A 16402-nucleotide genomic window follows, 5' to 3' on the forward strand; every position below is an offset into this window, starting at 1 on the left:
CGTGACCACAGATATGCGAACCCGGGTGCGAAACGGAGATCCGGACGCCTTCGCGGAACTCTTCGACGCGTGCGCCCGTGCGGTGTACAACCACGCCTTCCGGCTGACCGCCGACTGGTCGCTGGCCGAGGACGTGATGTCGACGACCTTCATGGAGGCGTGGCGGCGCCGGGCCTCGGTCGAGGCCGAAGGCGGCTCGCTGCGGCCGTGGCTGCTGGGCATCGCCACCAACGTCGCCCGCTCCCACCACCGCAGCAACCGCCGCTACCGCAACGCGGCGAGCGTCGCGGCCGCCGCGCACGCCGCCGAGGAACGGGTCGAGGACCACGCCGAGGAGACCGCCGGACGCCTGGACGACCGGCGCCGTATCAACGCCACGCTCGCCGCCCTCAGCCTGCTCAAGCGCCCCGAGCGTGAGGTCCTGACGCTGTGCCTGTGGGAGGGGCTGGAGTACGCCGAGGCTGCCCGCGCCCTGGGTATCCCGGTCGGCACCGTCCGCTCCCGCCTCTCCCGCGCCCGCGCCAAGCTGCGCAGGCTCGCCGACGCGCAACTGCTCGGAGAAAAAAGGGAACCCACTCGCACGAACCGGCAGATAACAGGTGATCGCGGATACGCGGTCCGGTCCGCACAGGAAGGAAACCGATGAACGCCAGCCCCTCCCACCGGCCCCACCCGGCCGAGTGGACGGAGACGCAGAGTCTGCTGCCCTCCGCCGAGCGGGATCTGCCGGCGGGCCGCCACCAGTTCCACAAGGAGCAGATGATGGCCCGGATCCACGAAGACCTCCGCACCCCCTCCCGTACGTCCGCCACCTCTCCGGTCGCGCCCGTGAAGCGCTCCAACCCGTTCCTGCGCCGTACAATCCTCCTGCCCGCCGCGGCCTTCGCCCTGGCCGGCGCGGTCGCGGGCGGCCTCGCCCTCACCGGCGGCGGGGCCGATGGCCACGGCGGCACGACCGAACTGGCCACCGGCCCCGCACTGACCACCAGGATTGGCGTCGCCGACGCCAAGGGCGCCCCCCAGCTCCTCGAACGCATCTCCCTGGCCGCCGCCGACACCTCCGAGCCCACCCCGCGCACGGGCCAGTACATCTACATCGCCTCGAAGGTGGCCGACACCTACATCGCGGTCGACGGCGACAACAAGAGCAAGGCGGTCAGCACCAAGCTGCACTCCCGCCACGTCTGGAAATCCCTCGACGGCAGGGACGGCTGGCTGATCGAGGCCGGTGAGACCAGCGACAAGGGCATCACCCTGCAGAGCGACATCCCGGACAGCAGCGCCTACAACGCCCTGGCCGAGCTGCCGACCGACCCCGACGCGCTGCTGAAGCGGATCTACCGCGCTTCGGACGCCGTCCGGGACCCCGAAGTCCCCCGCGACCAGGCGGCCTTCGTCGCGATCGGCGATCTGCTGTTCGAGAGCTACCCGCCCGCCGAGGTCGGCGCCGCCCTCTACAAGGCCGCGGCCAAGATCCCCGGCGTCGTCGCGGTGAACGACGCGGTCGACGCCGCGGGCAGGCACGGGATCGCGATCGCGCGGGAGAACCCCCTAGCCGGCGAGCGCACCGAGTGGATCTTCGACAAGAAGACGCTGCGGTTCCTCGGCGAGCGCGTCGTGGTGGTCAAGGCCATGGCTGACAGTCCCCTCACGGTCGGTACCGTCGCGCACACCAGCGCGATCACCGAGCGCGCGGTCGTCGACGCCAGCAAGCAGCTCCCCGGGCAGGCAAGCTGAATCTCATTCGCGCGGAAGTGGCGGATGAGGAGTCTGGATTGATATTCCTGCAATTCGTCATGGACTACTACGGGATGACAACCCGCAGATTCGACTGAGTACACGCAAACGCGAGGTCGGCGGGTCTCAACGGGCGTGGCAAGCGCCGGCCTGTCGACGGTGGTCACCATTGAGCGCCCTTCCACGGCCCGAGGACGGCCCGGAAGGGTGCTCGTGCGTGAGCCGTCTCGCATGACAAGTTCGTCTATCCACCCGGTCTGGCGGGGGCCCGCCTCAGGCACTGGTGCCTCACGCGGCTGCTCGTTGTACTCGCCGTCCGCTGCTGTCGATGTCACTCGTGGATGTCAGAGCGGACAACCACATGCAAGCATGTCGCCGTGATCACCATTGATGTCAGCGAGGTGACCGACGAACGCGCCCTGCACCTGCTTCTGAAGCGGGAGCTGAGCTTCCCGGACTTCTACGGCATGAACTGGGCTGCCTTCTGGGACGCAATCACTGGCCTGGTCAGGATCCCGGATCACGTGCGCTTCCTCGGCTGGGACCAGCTCACGGCCGACGTCCCCCGCGGGGCCGCCATGCTGCGCCGGGCGCTCGACAACTACCAAGCCACGTACCGCCCGGAGTTCGTCGCTGCGTATGAGTAGCGATGTGCTATCTCCGGGTGCGGGCACAACACGAACAATGTGGCAGATCATCCGCGGGTGCCCATGCCAGGGGCGGAGTGGGGGTGGTCACCCGTGCACACCGGCTGTCGACATTGGTCGGCCTCGGACGGCCCCAGGACGCTCGGCAAGCGGGCATCCGATCGCAGCTCGCGCGTCGCGCTGATCTATCAGCACATGACCAGCGACCGTGACCGGGCCATCGCTGATCGGCTCGGAGCCATGATCCGCGAGGGCGGGGGAGAGGTCCTCGGCTGGGGGATGTGGACTGATAGTGGACTGACTGGCACGCGTGTGGCACGGCCTCGAACACGACCAAGGGCCAGCCTGGGAGGAAACCCTCCTGAGCTGGCCCTTTTGCTGTGCCCCCGGCAGGATTCGAACCTGCGACACCCGCTTTAGGAGTTTTCCCTGGGCAGGGCTTTGACCTGAGGAAACGTCGGTCGGAGTGCGTCTGGCCTGGGAAAACACCACTCCGTGGTTCTCCAGTGTTCACGGGGCTTCCCAACCTCATGTGTGCTGGATCCGTTCCGTCGGGGCGGGGCGAGAGGGCGGGCGATCTTGCAGACGTCGGTGCGTGTGGCGCCAGGAGTAGCGTGGGAGCTGCGGGGCGGAGTCCCGTCGTCGCACCGGCCCTACAGACGGGTGGTCATCATGACCAGCTCGGACACACCACCTGTTCCCCGGCGGCTGCCCAGTGGCGTCCACGAGGCCGTGCGACCGGGATCTGCGCTTCTCCGGCTGGAGACGACCGAATCACGCAAAGGCGCGCTCGACGGCGCGTGGTGGCCGCGCTCGCGCGACATCGGGGCCGAGCTGCCCGCCCTGTTGAGTGCCCTCGTCGCCCACCTCGGCCCCGTGTCCCGTGTGGGGCTGGATGCCTCCGCCTGGGAGGGTCTCCCGACGCGTGTCGTCGTGGACGACCACGTGGTGCACATCGACTCCTTCCCGGTCGGTGACGACACGGTTCTGATCACCCGGGGCGACCGGGACATCTTCTCGCTGCTGGTCGTCCCGCCCGACGCGGCACCGGATGCCGCCCGTGCCGCGATGGCCCAGGCGGTCCGGGTGGACAACGTCAGCGACGCGGAACAGATCCTCATCGACACCGGGAGCGGGCGTGGTCCTGTGGGCTGACGGGGCGGCGCGTGGAGCGACCGGCGCGACTTGACCGGCGCACCAGCGCTCTCCGTCAGGCGGCCCGTTCCCTGGGGCGCTTCTGCCGACGTCAGGCCCGCTGAGGGCGCGCCCCTCCCGGCCTCATCGGGTAGAGCAAACCGTCGGAGCCCGTGTCCATGAGCAGTCGTTCGGTCTGCGGGGAGGGGTGGTGCAGCAGCAGGAACGCCTGGACCTCGGCGGCATGCTCCGACACGTCGAGGAAGACGCGCAGGCCGCTGTCGTCACAGCGGTCTACGGTGGTCAGATCGACGTCGATGAGGGTGATCCCGTCCCGCAGACACTGCTCCAGAGCGGCGCGCACCCGGGGCGCGGTGACGGGGTCGATCACACCGGCCAGGGTGACCAGGGCCCGCGCGCCCCGGTCGTGCCGGTAGACGTTCAGCCGTGGAAGAGTCATGACGCCTCGGTTCGGATGCTCGGAACCTCTGGTGCTCCAGAGCCTGCGTCCACGCCCCGGGCTCGCGTCGCCGCGGGCCGGGTGGGTGGTGGGGCGGGGCGGCCGGGCGGCCGGTCGGACGCCCGGATGCCGACCCATGGTGCGGCGTGCGGCTGGGGCGTGCCACGGCCACGGCGACCGGGCCGGGGAGTGCTGTACCGGTACGCCGCGATCCTGTCGGCGTGCTGGAGCCCGAGCCGGTGGATCACGTACGCCGCCACTGCGACGAGGACCAGGAAAGCGATGGCTGTCAGGAAGGCGTTCATGGCGGCCACCTCACATACCGATGATCAGCCGGCTGGCCGGCCCTGGCGGACCGGTCTGTCCGGTGCCGGCCGCGGACACCGCCGAGGCGCCGCCCTCGTACTCCCATGCCTCGTCCGGGTCCAGTGCCTGGTCGGTGGGGGAGACGGCGTGCCGGGCCGCTTCCGCGGCGATGTACGCGCTCGCGGTCAGGGGCGGGCCGTCGTGGTCGGATACGGCTGCCATCAGACGGGCCGCCGACTGGGCCCCGGTCTCGGGCGGAACGACGAGGAGATCCCAGCGGCTGGTGCCGTAGGAGAGCAGCAGCAGTTTGTGCGGGTCGATCTCCGATGTGAACCAGCCGACCTTGACGATGTGCCCGCTCACGGGGATCTTGCGCGGGATGACCGGCCAGTGCTCCGGGTTGACGGCGATACGGGTGATGCGGCCCCACAGGGGGTCCAACACGTCCGTGAGCGCCGGCAGTTCGCTGAGCAGGTCCCGGGACCGTGGCCACCAGGCTCCGTCCAGCAGCCCGCGGGAGGCGCCGTCGGTCTTCAGCGCGAGACGTGCGGCCGGGGCTGCGACGGGCTCGCGGTGCGGCAGGGTGGGGTACAAGGTCGCCGACATGATGCGGACCCGTCTCCGGGCCACCTGTGCCGCGGCCCGGGTGTCATCCTTCGCCGGGGACGACCCGGCGTGGCAGCCGGTGTGCGAAATGCCCTCGGTACTGCCCACACTACTCCGCGTTGACCGGCGGCGAGGCGTAGTGATCGCACGGATGTGCGGTACCTGCGGCCGTGCAACGGTGACGGACGGCGGGGACGAGAGGTCAGCCGCGCCACTCCACCATGAGCAGCGTCGCGTCGTCGCTGGTCTGTCCGCCGCGCGCCTGCTTGAGCGTGTGGGACAGGGAGCGCGTCACCGCCCGGATGCCGCGGCCGGTCCTCTCCAGCTGGTTCACGCAGTCGATCAGCTGGTCCTCGCCGAACTCCTCCCCGCCGCTCTTGTGTTCCTCGACCACTCCGTCGGTGAAGCAGAGGACTCGGTCCCCGGGCACCAGCCCCAGTTCGCTCACCCGAGGCTCCGAACCGCCCAGGCCGACGGGAAGGGTCGTCGGGGCGACCAGACGCTGTGCGACGCGGTGGTCGCGGACGAGGATCGGCGGCGGGTGCCCGGCGTTGACCCACTGCACCCGCCCCGTGGTCGTGTCCAGCTGCAGCATCTGCGCGGTGACGAAGTGCTCGGGACCGAACTGCTCGGCCACGGCGCGGTCCATGAACGCGTAGATCTCCAACAGTCCGATGCCGGCGCGGCGGGCGTGGCGGTAGGAGCCGATGGCCACGGTGGCCATCGTGGCCGCGTCCAGCCCGTGCCCCATCGCGTCGATCATGACCACGTGGAGGACGTCGCCGTTCAGCGCGTAGTCGAAGCTGTCGCCGCCCACGGCGTAGGCGGGTTCCAGGATCCCGGCCACGGCGACCCGGGGCATGATCATGGCCAGAGGTGGCAGCAGCGACCACTGGATCTCCGCGGCGACGCTCATCCCCTCATCGCGTCGGACGCCGAAGAACAGGTCGGAGTAGCCGTGCTTGGTCACCAGAAGGTCGGCCACCAGGCCGGAGATTCTGAGCAGCAGGCGGCGGTCGTCATCGTCGACACTGTCCATCGTCACCGCCATGACTCCCACCTGGTCACCGCCGTCCAGCAGGGGCAGATGGACCCGGACGCCGCCCTCCTGAGGCACCTCGACAGGGACGGCGTCGAGAAAGCAGCGGCCCGCCTCGGAGTCGTCGATCACCTGCGGCCCCCCGCCGGTGAGGCCCTCGCCGGGCAGCGGTACGAGCACCAACTGGCCGTAGTCCTGCAACAGCACCTGCGGACGGTGGCCACCGAGCTGTCCCATCACGTCGGCGACCAGGGGCCCGATGAGGTGGGGCGGGAGTTCGTGCGCGCTGTCGAGGATCTTCCCGAGAAGAGCTTCCCCGAAGCTCTCGGACCGGTCCGGGCGTCGCCCTGCTGGCATTCGCTCACCTTCCGTGGTCACGCTAGGGGCGGGGGCGGGCCCGGATGACAAAGGATCTGACGGTGCCATGGCTCCATCATGCGGTCGTGCATGCCCGGCCCGCCGGTCGTGCGGAGCCGACCGGGCTGCTTACCGGGTCCGGCTCCTCCTTCCGACTCCCATGTGTCCTGTCCGTCGGGGCCGCTCTCGGCGAGTGCCGGCAGGCGCGGAGCCGACAGTGGGTTCGCGGGGTCGGCAGCAGCGCTCAGCAGCCGGGTGGCCACTCGGGCCGGCTCTTCCGTGGGGATCACCAGCAGTTCCCAGCTCCCCACGGTGCCGCAGTCCACGGTGATGGCATGCGCCTCGGCGGCGGAATCGGTCAGCACCACCTCGATCACGTGGCCGGGCGCCATCACCTCCTGCGGGGCATCGGGCCAGGCGGCCGGCTCCACGGTCACACGGGTGACGGTGCCGATGCCCGGATCCAGGGGGTCGACCAGTACGGGCAGTTCCAGTTCCAGTGCGTCGCAGCGCGGCCACCATGCGCCGTCCAGCGGGCCATGGCTGAAGTCCGGGGTGAGGCGCAGCCGGGGCAAGGGCATGCGGTAGGAGTGTCCGTCACCTGGTGCCGTACCTTCGGCGGGCTGTGTGATGGCGTTCATCGTGCGATCCCGTTCCGGGCCGTGCGGTTTCCGGCTGCCCGTCTCGTGTCACTCGCCGGGAACGGCGCCGCCGTCATCGTGCGCCCGGAAGTTCTCGGTATGTCTGAGATTACTCCCGGCTGTGGCAGACGGCGTGGCACGCAGCCATCGCACTGCCGCATCACCGGCGTGCAAGAGCTGTTCCTTCGGCGGACAAGGTCAGCACGCAGGGGGCGACGGCGCCGTGCAGCCCCACGACCTCACCCATGTTCTGCCAGCCCCAGGACGAGAAGGCGGCTTGTCCTGTCTGGTCGGCGGGATGCAGCAGGGTGATGCCGAGGGAGGAGTGCAGGTCTGTGAGGAGACGCTGTTGCAGCCGGCGGGCGATGTCGCGGTGCTGAGCGTGCGGATGGGCCACGACCTGGGTGAGGACGACGAACCGTGCCCGGGAAGTGAGCCGCTGGATGATCTCCTGGAGCGTTCCGCCGCCCTGCCGGCCGCCGGAGCCGTCGGAGCCCATCGGAAAACCGAAGGCGCAACCGACCAGCACCGTCGTCTCGGCGACCAGCAGGGCGAAGCCGGGGCGATGGGGAAGCGGCTGCGTCGAAGGATGCGTACCTCACAGCCGAGGGCCGACGGGGTAAGGGCAGGGGCGCCACCCCGTCCCTGCCCTGTCGCGGCAGGTGCCACAGGATGCGCCCGGCTCCGGACCAGCACTGGCCGCCGCGCAGCCCCCTGAATACGCCCACAGCGCTGCCGCCCGCGATCGAAGCCGGACGGCAGTATGGGTGGACGAATTGAATGCCAGCTCACTTCCGAACCCGCACACGACGCGACCTCCGCTCACCGGGTCTCCGAACCCCTCCGAGCGAAACATCCCACGCCAGGAGGATTTGGTCCCTAAGTGAAAGCCAGCTTTCGGAAGGCGTTACGGACACCGTTCAGCGGTTTGCGGTCGCGGGAGTAGTAGAGCTCGTTGGCCAAAAGTACCGCCCACCGGCCGTCGATGGGGGCGATCCACATGCCTGTGCCGCTGAAGCCGTAGTGGACCCAGACGTCCTCCTCGGCAGTGGTGCCGGGAGCCGGTCGAGGGTTCCGTCTTCCCACAGGGCGCCGATGGAGGACCAGACGGCGAGGATCTTTGTGAGGCCGGCGGCGTCGAAAACGGTGTCGGTGCGCATCGGCTCGTCCGGCTCGTCGGTGTCGAGAACGTCGGTGGCGCCCTGGGCGAGGACGCCGGTGGCGTCGCCGACGGCCCCCAAGGCGCAGGTCGAACGGGCTGAAGCCGGCTGAACGGGGCGGCTCGGCACGTCCAGGCCGTGCTCAGACAGAACGCCTCACATCGGCAGTCCGATCACTGCGGACCTTCAACAGAGGCGTCGAAGCGGGCCGTTGCCATGGCCAGCAGTTCGGTGGCGGTGCTGCTGTTGTCGACCGGTACGGGCCTATTCATCAGCCAGGCTGCGGTGTCAGGCTCCGTCGAGGGAGGAACGATGAGCAGGGTGCGAAACCCGTCACGATAGGAGCAGAGCATGATCTCGTGCTGTTCGTGATCGGACACGAACCAGCCTGCGGTCACGACGTGCCCGCCGACGGAGATCCGGTGCGGGATGTCGGGCCACAGCCCGATCCCCAGAAGGACTCCGGTGATGGTGCCCACCCCGTCCATCGCTTCCACCAGGGCGGGAAGTTCGTCGGCGAGATTGCGGGAGTACGGCCACCAGGCTCCGTCGAATCCGCCCGGGACGGCTGCGTATGGCGCCAGCGATAGCCGGGCCGGCAGCGGTGGAGAGGGGACTACGCTGAGTGCGACTTGATCGGCAGTCGGTTCCATGACGTGAACCTGCCTCCGGGCGCGGTCTGACCGGCCCGGCATTGTCGTTCACCGAGAACGGCGTCAGCACGGCCACCGGCGCACGTAATACCCTCGGTGACTGCAGCCTACTCCCCACGGGACTCGCCACTGCCTGGCCTGCACGGCACAAAGACGCACGCAGCCACCCTGCACGGATCGGGGAACCACGAACGCTGGAATGCCCCTGGTCAGAGCCTGTGAGCGCCTGACCAGGGACACACAGACGCCTGTCTCCCCAAAGACGGCGCTGCCGCCCGGGACCGTGTCCGGGGCGTCCAACGGGTCGGGTGCTTCTGAGAGCGTCCCGAGCTCCTGCCGAGCACCGCTGGGGTCTATGTCATGGATACGCCCTCGGCCCTCTTCCCGAGAGGGCCAACAGGGCACACCCCGGCCCCGACCGACCTGTTGCGCTGTCCACCTTCCCTGGTCGGCCAGTCCGCAGGAACGCGGGCGACGAACAGCAACACGGTCTCCATGGAACCGGCCCGCGAGGCCGGCAGAAAGCCAGAATGCCCACCCGCGGTGAAGCCCCGACACCGCGAGTGACATCAAAACTCACCGTTGTTGATCACCGAGAAGCCGGCGGAATGACTCCCGAAGCCACCGTGAAACAACTCCCACAGAAACTGACACAGCCACGCCGCACGTTGCCGGCGGCGGCAGCCTGCTCCCGTAGCTGTTCGATCTCCTGGTGCTGGGCTGTCAGCCGGGAGAACGAGGGTGTCGTCGATCTGCGGAGGCGAGTCCTCGCCTCCGCGTGGGGCTGAAGCCGCATAGGTAGTAGGTAGAGGCGGCTGCAGCGGATCTACGCTCGCCAGCTGGTGTCGCCAGATTGGCTCGTACGGGTGGTCGTTGTCCCTCATAGCGGTCCTCGTCGCAGCTCGCGACGTGCCGGTCGCGCTGTCGCGCTCGTGTGGGCTCGGGCGGCTCGTGCCTGCACGCCGGGGACCTGCCGGGCGGCGAGGCGTTGGACACGCCAGGTGAGGGTCCTGGCGGTGGAGTGGGCGTCGTCCAGGGTGCGCTGGCGGGCGGCATGCTGGAGGAGCAGCTCGGCGTCGTGGCCGGCGGTCTCGGCTTCGGTCAGGGCGGCGGCCAGAGCCGGCCAGCCGGGGTCGTCGAGGACTCGCTGAGCGTGTTCGGGCACGATCATGAGGATCCGCTGGGCGTGCCTTTCCACGGTGCGGGCCGGTGGTCGACGCTGGGCCAGGGCGGCCAGCGGCTCGGCAGCAGCCTGCTGGTACGCGGCCTGCAGATGGACAAGGGCCTGGTGGGCGGCGGCGACCTGCTGGTCGTGCCGGCGGGCTTGGTGCCAGCGGGCTGTGGCGATGACGACGAGGACGGCGATGTCGAGGAACATCGCCAGCCCGGAGCCGCCGATGACCGGAGCGGTGCGCAGAGCGCGTACGGCGCTCTGGAGGGCGCGGGCCTGGTCCTGCTGGGCGCGCATGCGGGAGCGGGTGGCACGTTCGAACGCGGTGGCGGCCTGCTGCAGATGTGGCCGCAGATGGCTGGGGGCGACCAGCGGTAGGAGGTCGACGGCTTCGCCGAAGGCCGCGATGTGGGCCTGGGCGGCTGCCTCGTCGCCGTGGTCGAGGTGGTGGAGGATGCGCTCGGCCGCAGCGGTGGCCTGGTGCCAGGGGCTGGGCGCGCGCCGGCTGCCCGGCTTGGTGACGGGCGGAGCTTCGATGCCGGCGAGGCGTTCGCGGATCTTGGGGAAGGACAGGTCGGGGGCGAGTTTGGCGCCGGAGAACCAGACCGGTTCACCGGCGGCATTGGTGTCGCCTTCCACGGCCACCTTGTACCCGCGTACGTCACCGGAGGGGAAGTGCTGGACGTCGACGAGGACGCCCTCGACGCCGTCGAGCAAGTGGAGGAACTCCTGCGGGCCGGTGGCGATGGACACCAGCTGACGGACGGTGGTGCGCAGGCGTTCGCGGGAGGTCTGGGTCTTGCCGGCGCGGCGGGCCTTCTCCGTCTCGGCGCGGGTGGGGCGCTGGACGGCGGTGCGGTCGCCGCGCACCACCCGCTTCAGGCCGTATTCCTTCTCGATGGTCGCGAGTTCCTTGTCCGCCGTCAGGTAGTCGTTCCAGTGGCGGGCGGTGCGCAGGTCGCCTCGGACCTTGGTGGCGGCGATGTGGATGTGGTCGTCCGCGTGGCGTACGGCGACCCACCGGCACCCGTCGGGATCGCCTTGTGGCGCGATGCCGGTGGCCGCCACAATCCGGTGGGCGATGTCGGCCCACTCGGCGTCGGTGAGGTGCCGGTCGCCGGGGGCGGCACGTACCGAGCAGTGCCACACGTGCCGCTCGGGCGCCCGGCCCAGTCGGCGGGCTTGCTTGACCCGCAGGTCGAGGTCGGCCACGAGCCGCAGCTTTGTGGCGTCGAAGTCGTCGGCGCGGCCGGGATCGGAAGCGAAGCCGTCCCAGGAGGCGACCAGGTGCGGGTCGGTGTGGTCCTTGGCCTTCTTCGTGTCGAACAGATACCGGATCAGGCCGGCGGTGCTCTTGCCGCTGCCGATCTTGGCGATCACCGGGCCGCCCTCGCGGAGACGGCGTGGTTCATGGTCTGCGCGATGTCGCCGATGGCGGCGCGGACGGCGTCCAGGGTGCGCTCGGTCTGGGCGAGGACAGCGGTGTCCACAGGGTGAGGATCGCCTCCGGCGTTGACGCGGTGGGCGATCTGGTTGACGTTGTTGCCGATGCGGGCGACCTGGGCCCGCAGGGCGTCGAGCTTGTCGAGGCAGTCGTCGAGCTGGGTGCGCTGCCCAGCCAGGCCCACGGAGAGGTCGCCGTCGAGATAGGCCATGATGACGGCGCCGACGAGGTGGGCGCCGGCGATGCCCATCTTGCGGGCACGGGCGAGGATCCGGAACTTCTCGTCGGCGCTGTAGCGGACGTCGACACGCTTTTTGCGCTGGACGCTCTCGCGGGTACGCCGGCGAGCGATACGACGCAGGGTGACTTCGTCGGCAAGCGCGGCGGGGGACTGCTCGGCCGCGTCGGCTGGCGTTTCCTCCTCGGGCACCCCCCGGTGCCCGAGGTCCTCCGCCACCCCCGGGGCGGAGGTGTCCGCGTTGGACCGGCCCTTGGACGGTCCAGCGTCATACCTTGCTGCGCTGTTGGCGGTAGCGGTCATCTGCTGCGGCAGGCTTGGGACTTCGTGGTGCGGGTCGTGCATTGTGCGGTTCTCCGTGCGTGGTGGGAAAGAGGTCATGGCTCCAGACCGCTCGTCCCGCGCCGGGCTGTGCGGGGACGAACGGGAGGAGTCGAGCGCGAGGGTGACGGGCGTGCCTGCGGGCTCAGTGGGCGCCGACGGGTTCCTTGTCGGGCTCGGCCTGCCGCCGGCGGGCGGCCTGGTCGAGTTCGGCCTGTACGTGGTCCTTGATCTGGGTCAGGCGGTCCTTGCCGATGCGGTACCCAGCGCCGCGGATGGCCGCCTCGATGTTGCGACGTGAGGCGCGGTCCCCGCGTCCCAGTGGTGCGGTGCGGGCGATAGCGAGCAGCTCGTCGAAGGTGGCGTCGCGTTCGTGGCCGCCTTCTTTGGTGAGCGGCGTCGGGGCCTGCGGCACCTTGACTGCTGCCTCCGCTACGTCCGCGCGCTCGGCCACATCGGGCGAGCACCGCACCTTCTTCGGCAGGGAGGTCTGATCGTCCGAACGGGCAGGCGGCTCGGCACTGTGTCTGCCGTTGTGGCTGTGGCCGACCGTTTGGCTCGTTGTGGCGGCAGCCTCTTGGGCGCGGGGTGTGGGGTGGCGGCGGATGACGAGGTCGAGGTGGACCGCGCCGGCGAGCGCGAGAGGGGCGATGGCGGACAGGGCGCCGACGGTGATGTCGTCCAGGTGCAGTCCGGCGGTGCGTGCCTGCTGGTTGAGGCGGATGGCGTGCAGGGCGTTGGCCCAGATGCTCGTGACCGTGGCGAGCCCGACGAGTGCCCAGACGTACAGACGTGAGCGCCAGGGTGCGGTGCGCAGGATGAGCAGGGCGGCGACGCCGATGGCGATGAACCCGTCGATCACCAACGGGAAGGCGTATGTGAGGACTCCGCGGATGTGGATGGCGACGGCCATCTGCCGCAGGGCGTCGTAGGAGAGGGCGAAGGCGATTGTGCCGACCAGGGCGACCCCGAGGCGGATCGCGGCAGTCAGTGCCGGCACGGGGGGTTGGGTGGTGCGTGAGGGCAAGCGTTACTCCAGGGGGAGACGGCTGCCATAGCCACAGGGCAGGGCTGCCGGTGGGGAAGGGGGCGGACTCGTCACACCCGTCGCATGCCTGGTCAGGGCTGGTACGGGAGCCTGGGGTGGTACAGGAGGACCCGTCACAGTTACCGGACCCGTCACGGGGTTGACCTGCGGTGCGACGTGTGCGACGGGTGTTTACGGGTGGTCGGCCGACTCGTGACGCGTGGTCCCATCGCCGCTGGGTGGTTGCTCCTCGGGGCAGTAGCGGGCCCAGGCATCGGTGAACTGCGTGCGCGCGAAGCCCCGGGCCTGCCGGCCGCCCTCGAAGCGGAGGACGGCCGCCTGGATGCCGAAGCCCTTCAGCAGGATCCCCAGATAGCGCGCGGTCAGACCGGTGTTGCGGTACTCCGCCCATGGAGCCTCCTGGTCTTTGAGTAGCTCCTCCAGTAGGTCCCGCGTGCGCACGGAGTCCGGATCTCCGTAGCACGCGAAGACACGGCGTACGTCCTTCAGCAGCCGCGTCTTCACGTTGGACTCGTCTTCCTGGCCGACCTCGGCCGCGCACATCGCCACGCACGCTGCCCGTGCTCGCTCCGGCCAGGAGTCACCTGCCAGTTCGGCGACGACCACCAGCGGCTCCCAGGTGTCCGCCGCCCGGTCCTGCACCGGCATCGGCGGCACCAGGTCGGCTGCGGTGTCCGTCAGCGGACGCAGCCAGGCGGTCAGCCGGTCACGCAGGGCGTGCAGGGCGGGGATGTCGCGGCGAGACCGGAACTGCTCCACTCGCTCACCTGCCTTGCGCCGCTGCATACGGATCACCACGGACCGGTCCATGACCGTGTCCGGCAGGTCCCCGATACCGGCGAGCGCGGCCATCGCGAAGGTGGGGAACGCCTGCGGCTTGTGCTCCGGCCCCGAGATGCGCAGGGCGGGCCGGTTGCGCTGGTGGCCGGCGTTGAGCAGGCCGCGCAGCTCCTCGTTCTTCTCGGCGGCCTTGATGCTGCCGAAGATGGTGTCGGCCTCGTCCACCAGCAGGGTGGGCGGGTCCTCACCGATGGCGCGGAACACCACCGCCGGGCTGGTGTTGACCGTGATCAGCGGCTCGCGCACAGTCTCGGTGAGCACGTCCAGCAGGCGGGACTTGCCGCACCGCTTCGCCGGCCCGACCACGGCGAGGCGAGGTGCGTGCTGGAGGGCGGGCTGGATGTGCGTGGCCGCCACCCACAGCGTGACGGCGGTCAGGGCCTCACTGCTGGGCAGGATCACGTACCGCGCGATGGCTTCCCTCAGCTCGTCCAGTAGCTGTGCGCCTTCCACGCTCTGCCCTGGCTCGTCGTCCTCAGCGGTGGGCGCTTTCGCGGTGGGGTCCTGGCCCGGGGCGGCGACGGGCGGCCAGGTGCGTATCGAGGATGCGGTGGCGGGGGACGTAGATTCGTCCACAGGCGTTCCTTCCCGGTGGGCCGGACGGGCAAGCCCGGCCCACCGATTCGATCGTTCAAGGGCGACGAGGCGGGGACTCTGCGGCTCTCGGCGGTGGCTCGCCGAGAGCCGCTTCGCTGTCCCGGCAGGGCGGCATCAGGCCGTGAGGTCGTACGCGGACTGGGCGTTCACCCAGGCGTCCACCTCGGGCCAGCGGTAGCGCAGGTGGCGACCGACCTTGTGCACGTTGGGGCCGATGCCCCGGTACTTCCACTGGTAGAGGGTCTTCACCGGCACCCCGAGAAAGGCCGCGACCTCCGCAGGGGTGGCAAGCGGGCCACGGACAGTTGCAGCGGTTGCAGGGGCATTGGTGCTACGGGGAGAAGAGGTCGGCACGAGGCTCCTTTTCGGTCTTGGACAACGGCCTGGACAACACAGCCACACCTCACGGAGAGAAGTCCAGAGTTGGTTCTGAAACTCTGTACTACTTCTCTCAGCGTGGCTGGGGAGGCGAAAACAGTAAGGGTGGATGAGCGGTTGCCAAAACCGCTTCCACGGAAGTCGAAATTTTTTACGGCGAAGTTATCGGTAGAGGTGTCGGAATCCGATACCTCCGCAGGTCGGTGGTGTTGCGGAGTGCGCGGGTGTCATCCGATGAACCCGGTGCGCTGTTCGGCTGATACCTGCTCGAATCGCCCATAATCAGAGCGCGATGGGAAGGTAGCACGGCATTCCCGAAGAGACGGCTCGTGATGTGCCGGAATTCGATGAGAGGAACGCCACTCAGTCCTCGGGTGACTTCTGTAGAGTTTAAGAACCAACTCTTGCCATAGCGCCCGGCCGCAAGTTACAGCTACCTGTTATGGCAACCCGACCTGTCGAAATAGGCCCTGCCGGCCTCCACACTGCCCGCGCCATCGAGCACCTACGCCTCGTGCGCGGCCTGACCCAGCAGCAGCTCGCCGCTCGCTGCACTGCGCTGGGCCGCCCGATGACCAACACCGCCCTCAGCCGAACCGAACGCGCGCGCCGTCGCTGCGACATCGACGACCTCGTCGTGATCGCCACCGCGCTGGGCATCCCCGCCGCCACGCTACTCCTGCCGCTCCCGTCGGTGACCAGCGGCGACCGGGAGGGGTGCTAGTTGGCGCGGGTCTGGATCGAGGACCGCATAGGGCACGCGGCGTACGCGCGTGCCGCAGCTGATGCCAAGCGGGCGGGCCGTACGCCACCCGGTCGCTACCGAGTCCGCTGGTACGACCCTGACGGCAAGCCGAAGATGAAGACCTTCGCCCGCAAGGTCGACGCCGAGGCGGAGCGGACGAGGATGGAGTCCCGTCTCAATGACGGCTCCTACCGTGATCCGGCCGCCGCCCGGGTGAAGTTCGCAGAGGTGGCGGAGTCCTGGCTGGCCGCGCAGATCCATCTCAAGCGTTCGACCCGGGGCCGCTATCGCGGCGTTCTCGACGTCCATGTGATCCCCAGATGGGGCACCACCCCGCTGGATCGCGTCAACTTCGAGGACATCGCCGAGTGGCTCGCGGACCTGCTGTCCGGCGAGGCGACCGGCGGCAGGAAGCTCAGCCCCAGGTCGGTCCGCAAGGCGTACGTCGTCCTCAGCCGCGTTCTCGGCTACGCGGTGAAGGCCCGTCGTCTGGCGGTCAACCCGGCGGTCGGCGTGCCGCTGCCGAAGGCGGCGCCTGCCGACCACGTGTACCTCGACGACATGCAGGTCGACGCACTGGCCAACGCGTCGGGCGCCTACCGGGTGTTCATCCTGCTGCTGGCCTATACCGGTCTGCGCTGGGGTGAGGCGTCGGCGCTGAAGGTGGGCTGCGTGGACCTGGCCTCCTGCCGGGCCCACATCGTCGAGGCGTACGCCGAGGACAACGGCAAGCTCTACCTCGACACCCCCAAGAACCATGAGCGCAGGTCAGTACCGATCCCACGGTTCCTGGCAGAGGTGGCTTTATTCACGAGTAGTGCCGCCAGTTGTTCACGGGTTTGGGAGGCACCCAGATCCACGGTCGGGTGATGTTCACGAG

17 protein-coding genes and 1 pseudogene are annotated in these 16402 nt (G+C 69.5%); 6 read left to right on the forward strand and 12 right to left on the reverse strand.

Annotation, left to right across the window (positions count from 1 at the left end):
* The first annotated feature begins 1 nt into the window (after position 1).
* The 4 genes from SCAB_RS25060 (at position 2) to SCAB_RS25075 (ending at position 3539) form a co-directional block, all read left to right on the forward strand.
* A complete protein-coding gene (locus tag SCAB_RS25060; protein ID WP_013002870.1) occupies positions 2-646 on the forward strand; it encodes an RNA polymerase sigma factor in 645 nt (214 codons plus the stop codon).
* The gene (locus SCAB_RS25065; RefSeq protein ID WP_013002871.1) at positions 643-1737 is read left to right on the forward strand and encodes a CU044_5270 family protein; all 1095 of its coding nucleotides are present in this window, start codon (positions 643-645) and stop codon (positions 1735-1737) included. Before SCAB_RS25060 ends, SCAB_RS25065 begins: the two co-directional genes overlap by 4 nt.
* A 377-nt stretch (positions 1738-2114) precedes the next feature.
* Complete coding sequence (locus SCAB_RS25070) at positions 2115-2384, forward strand: barstar family protein (RefSeq protein WP_013002872.1); 270 nt, start codon at positions 2115-2117, stop codon at positions 2382-2384.
* Between the two features lie 672 nt (positions 2385-3056).
* The gene (locus SCAB_RS25075) at positions 3057-3539 is read left to right on the forward strand and encodes a DUF5994 family protein (protein ID WP_037722676.1); all 483 of its coding nucleotides are present in this window, start codon (positions 3057-3059) and stop codon (positions 3537-3539) included.
* A 91-nt stretch (positions 3540-3630) separates the two neighbouring features.
* Here the strand turns inward: SCAB_RS25075 and SCAB_RS25080 are convergent, their stop codons facing one another.
* The 12 genes and pseudogenes from SCAB_RS25080 to SCAB_RS45250 all read right to left on the reverse strand — a co-directional run bounded on the left by SCAB_RS25080 (position 3631) and on the right by SCAB_RS45250 (position 14753).
* The gene (locus SCAB_RS25080) at positions 3631-3978 is read right to left on the reverse strand and encodes an STAS domain-containing protein (protein WP_013002874.1); all 348 of its coding nucleotides are present in this window, start codon (positions 3976-3978) and stop codon (positions 3631-3633) included.
* A 315-nt stretch (positions 3979-4293) separates the two neighbouring features.
* Positions 4294-4998: a DUF5994 family protein gene (locus SCAB_RS25085; protein ID WP_020121675.1), complete on the reverse strand. Its 705-nt coding sequence runs from the start codon at positions 4996-4998 to the stop codon at positions 4294-4296.
* Between the two features lie 94 nt (positions 4999-5092).
* On the reverse strand, positions 5093-6286 hold the full coding sequence (locus tag SCAB_RS25090; protein ID WP_013002877.1) for a PP2C family protein-serine/threonine phosphatase: 1194 nt from the start codon (positions 6284-6286) through the stop codon (positions 5093-5095).
* A 17-nt stretch (positions 6287-6303) separates the two neighbouring features.
* The gene (locus SCAB_RS25095; protein ID WP_013002878.1) at positions 6304-6927 is read right to left on the reverse strand and encodes a DUF5994 family protein; all 624 of its coding nucleotides are present in this window, start codon (positions 6925-6927) and stop codon (positions 6304-6306) included.
* Positions 6928-7087: 160 nt separating this feature from the next.
* Entirely contained in the window at positions 7088-7426 is a 339-nt protein-coding gene (locus SCAB_RS25100; protein WP_020121672.1) for a hypothetical protein, read from the reverse strand.
* A 380-nt stretch (positions 7427-7806) separates the two neighbouring features.
* Positions 7807-7992: pseudogene (locus SCAB_RS49425) on the reverse strand (serine hydrolase domain-containing protein); the annotation flags it as partial.
* A gap of 268 nt (positions 7993-8260) precedes the next feature.
* Positions 8261-8740, reverse strand: a complete 480-nt coding sequence (locus SCAB_RS25105) for a DUF5994 family protein (protein ID WP_231885121.1) — start codon at positions 8738-8740, stop codon at positions 8261-8263.
* An 880-nt stretch (positions 8741-9620) separates the two neighbouring features.
* Positions 9621-11291: a relaxase/mobilization nuclease domain-containing protein gene (locus tag SCAB_RS25110; protein WP_013002882.1), complete on the reverse strand. Its 1671-nt coding sequence runs from the start codon at positions 11289-11291 to the stop codon at positions 9621-9623.
* The gene (locus SCAB_RS25115; RefSeq protein WP_060878917.1) at positions 11288-11938 is read right to left on the reverse strand and encodes a MobC family plasmid mobilization relaxosome protein; all 651 of its coding nucleotides are present in this window, start codon (positions 11936-11938) and stop codon (positions 11288-11290) included. Before SCAB_RS25115 ends, SCAB_RS25110 begins: the two co-directional genes overlap by 4 nt.
* A gap of 121 nt (positions 11939-12059) precedes the next feature.
* Positions 12060-12914 (reverse strand): DUF2637 domain-containing protein, encoded by an 855-nt coding sequence (locus tag SCAB_RS25120; protein WP_013002884.1) that lies wholly within the window; start codon positions 12912-12914, stop codon positions 12060-12062.
* Between the two features lie 219 nt (positions 12915-13133).
* Positions 13134-14378 carry a DUF3631 domain-containing protein gene (locus SCAB_RS25125; RefSeq protein WP_020121665.1) on the reverse strand — a complete coding sequence of 415 codons (1245 nt, stop codon included), beginning with the start codon at positions 14376-14378 and terminating at the stop codon, positions 13134-13136.
* 135 nt (positions 14379-14513) lie between these two features.
* Positions 14514-14753: a helix-turn-helix transcriptional regulator gene (locus SCAB_RS45250; RefSeq protein WP_028808342.1), complete on the reverse strand. Its 240-nt coding sequence runs from the start codon at positions 14751-14753 to the stop codon at positions 14514-14516.
* 466 nt (positions 14754-15219) lie between these two features.
* On the opposite strand from SCAB_RS45250, the gene SCAB_RS25135 reads away from it, so the two are divergent.
* Positions 15220-15501, forward strand: coding sequence for a helix-turn-helix domain-containing protein (locus tag SCAB_RS25135; protein ID WP_028808341.1), 282 nt, complete (start codon positions 15220-15222; stop codon positions 15499-15501).
* Positions 15502-16392, forward strand: coding sequence for a tyrosine-type recombinase/integrase (locus tag SCAB_RS25140; RefSeq protein WP_013002888.1), 891 nt, complete (start codon positions 15502-15504; stop codon positions 16390-16392).
* Positions 16393-16402 lie beyond the last annotated feature (10 nt).

Origin of the sequence: Streptomyces scabiei 87.22, assembly GCF_000091305.1 — a bacterium.
Classification (GTDB): domain Bacteria; phylum Actinomycetota; class Actinomycetes; order Streptomycetales; family Streptomycetaceae; genus Streptomyces; species Streptomyces scabiei.

Coding starts and splice junctions, on each gene's coding strand:
- SCAB_RS25065 (WP_013002871.1), top strand. CDS start 643: ATGAACGCCAGCCCCTCCCACCGGCCCCACCCGGCCGAGTGGACGGAG.
- SCAB_RS25075 (WP_037722676.1), top strand. CDS start 3,057: ATGACCAGCTCGGACACACCACCTGTTCCCCGGCGGCTGCCCAGTGGC.
- SCAB_RS25105 (WP_231885121.1), bottom strand. CDS start 8,740: ATGGAACCGACTGCCGATCAAGTCGCACTCAGCGTAGTCCCCTCTCCA.
- SCAB_RS25115 (WP_060878917.1), bottom strand. CDS start 11,938: ATGCACGACCCGCACCACGAAGTCCCAAGCCTGCCGCAGCAGATGACC.
- SCAB_RS25100 (WP_020121672.1), bottom strand. CDS start 7,426: ATGGGCTCCGACGGCTCCGGCGGCCGGCAGGGCGGCGGAACGCTCCAG.
- SCAB_RS25080 (WP_013002874.1), bottom strand. CDS start 3,978: ATGACTCTTCCACGGCTGAACGTCTACCGGCACGACCGGGGCGCGCGG.
- SCAB_RS25095 (WP_013002878.1), bottom strand. CDS start 6,927: ATGAACGCCATCACACAGCCCGCCGAAGGTACGGCACCAGGTGACGGA.
- SCAB_RS25090 (WP_013002877.1), bottom strand. CDS start 6,286: ATGCCAGCAGGGCGACGCCCGGACCGGTCCGAGAGCTTCGGGGAAGCT.
- SCAB_RS25135 (WP_028808341.1), top strand. CDS start 15,220: ATGGCAACCCGACCTGTCGAAATAGGCCCTGCCGGCCTCCACACTGCC.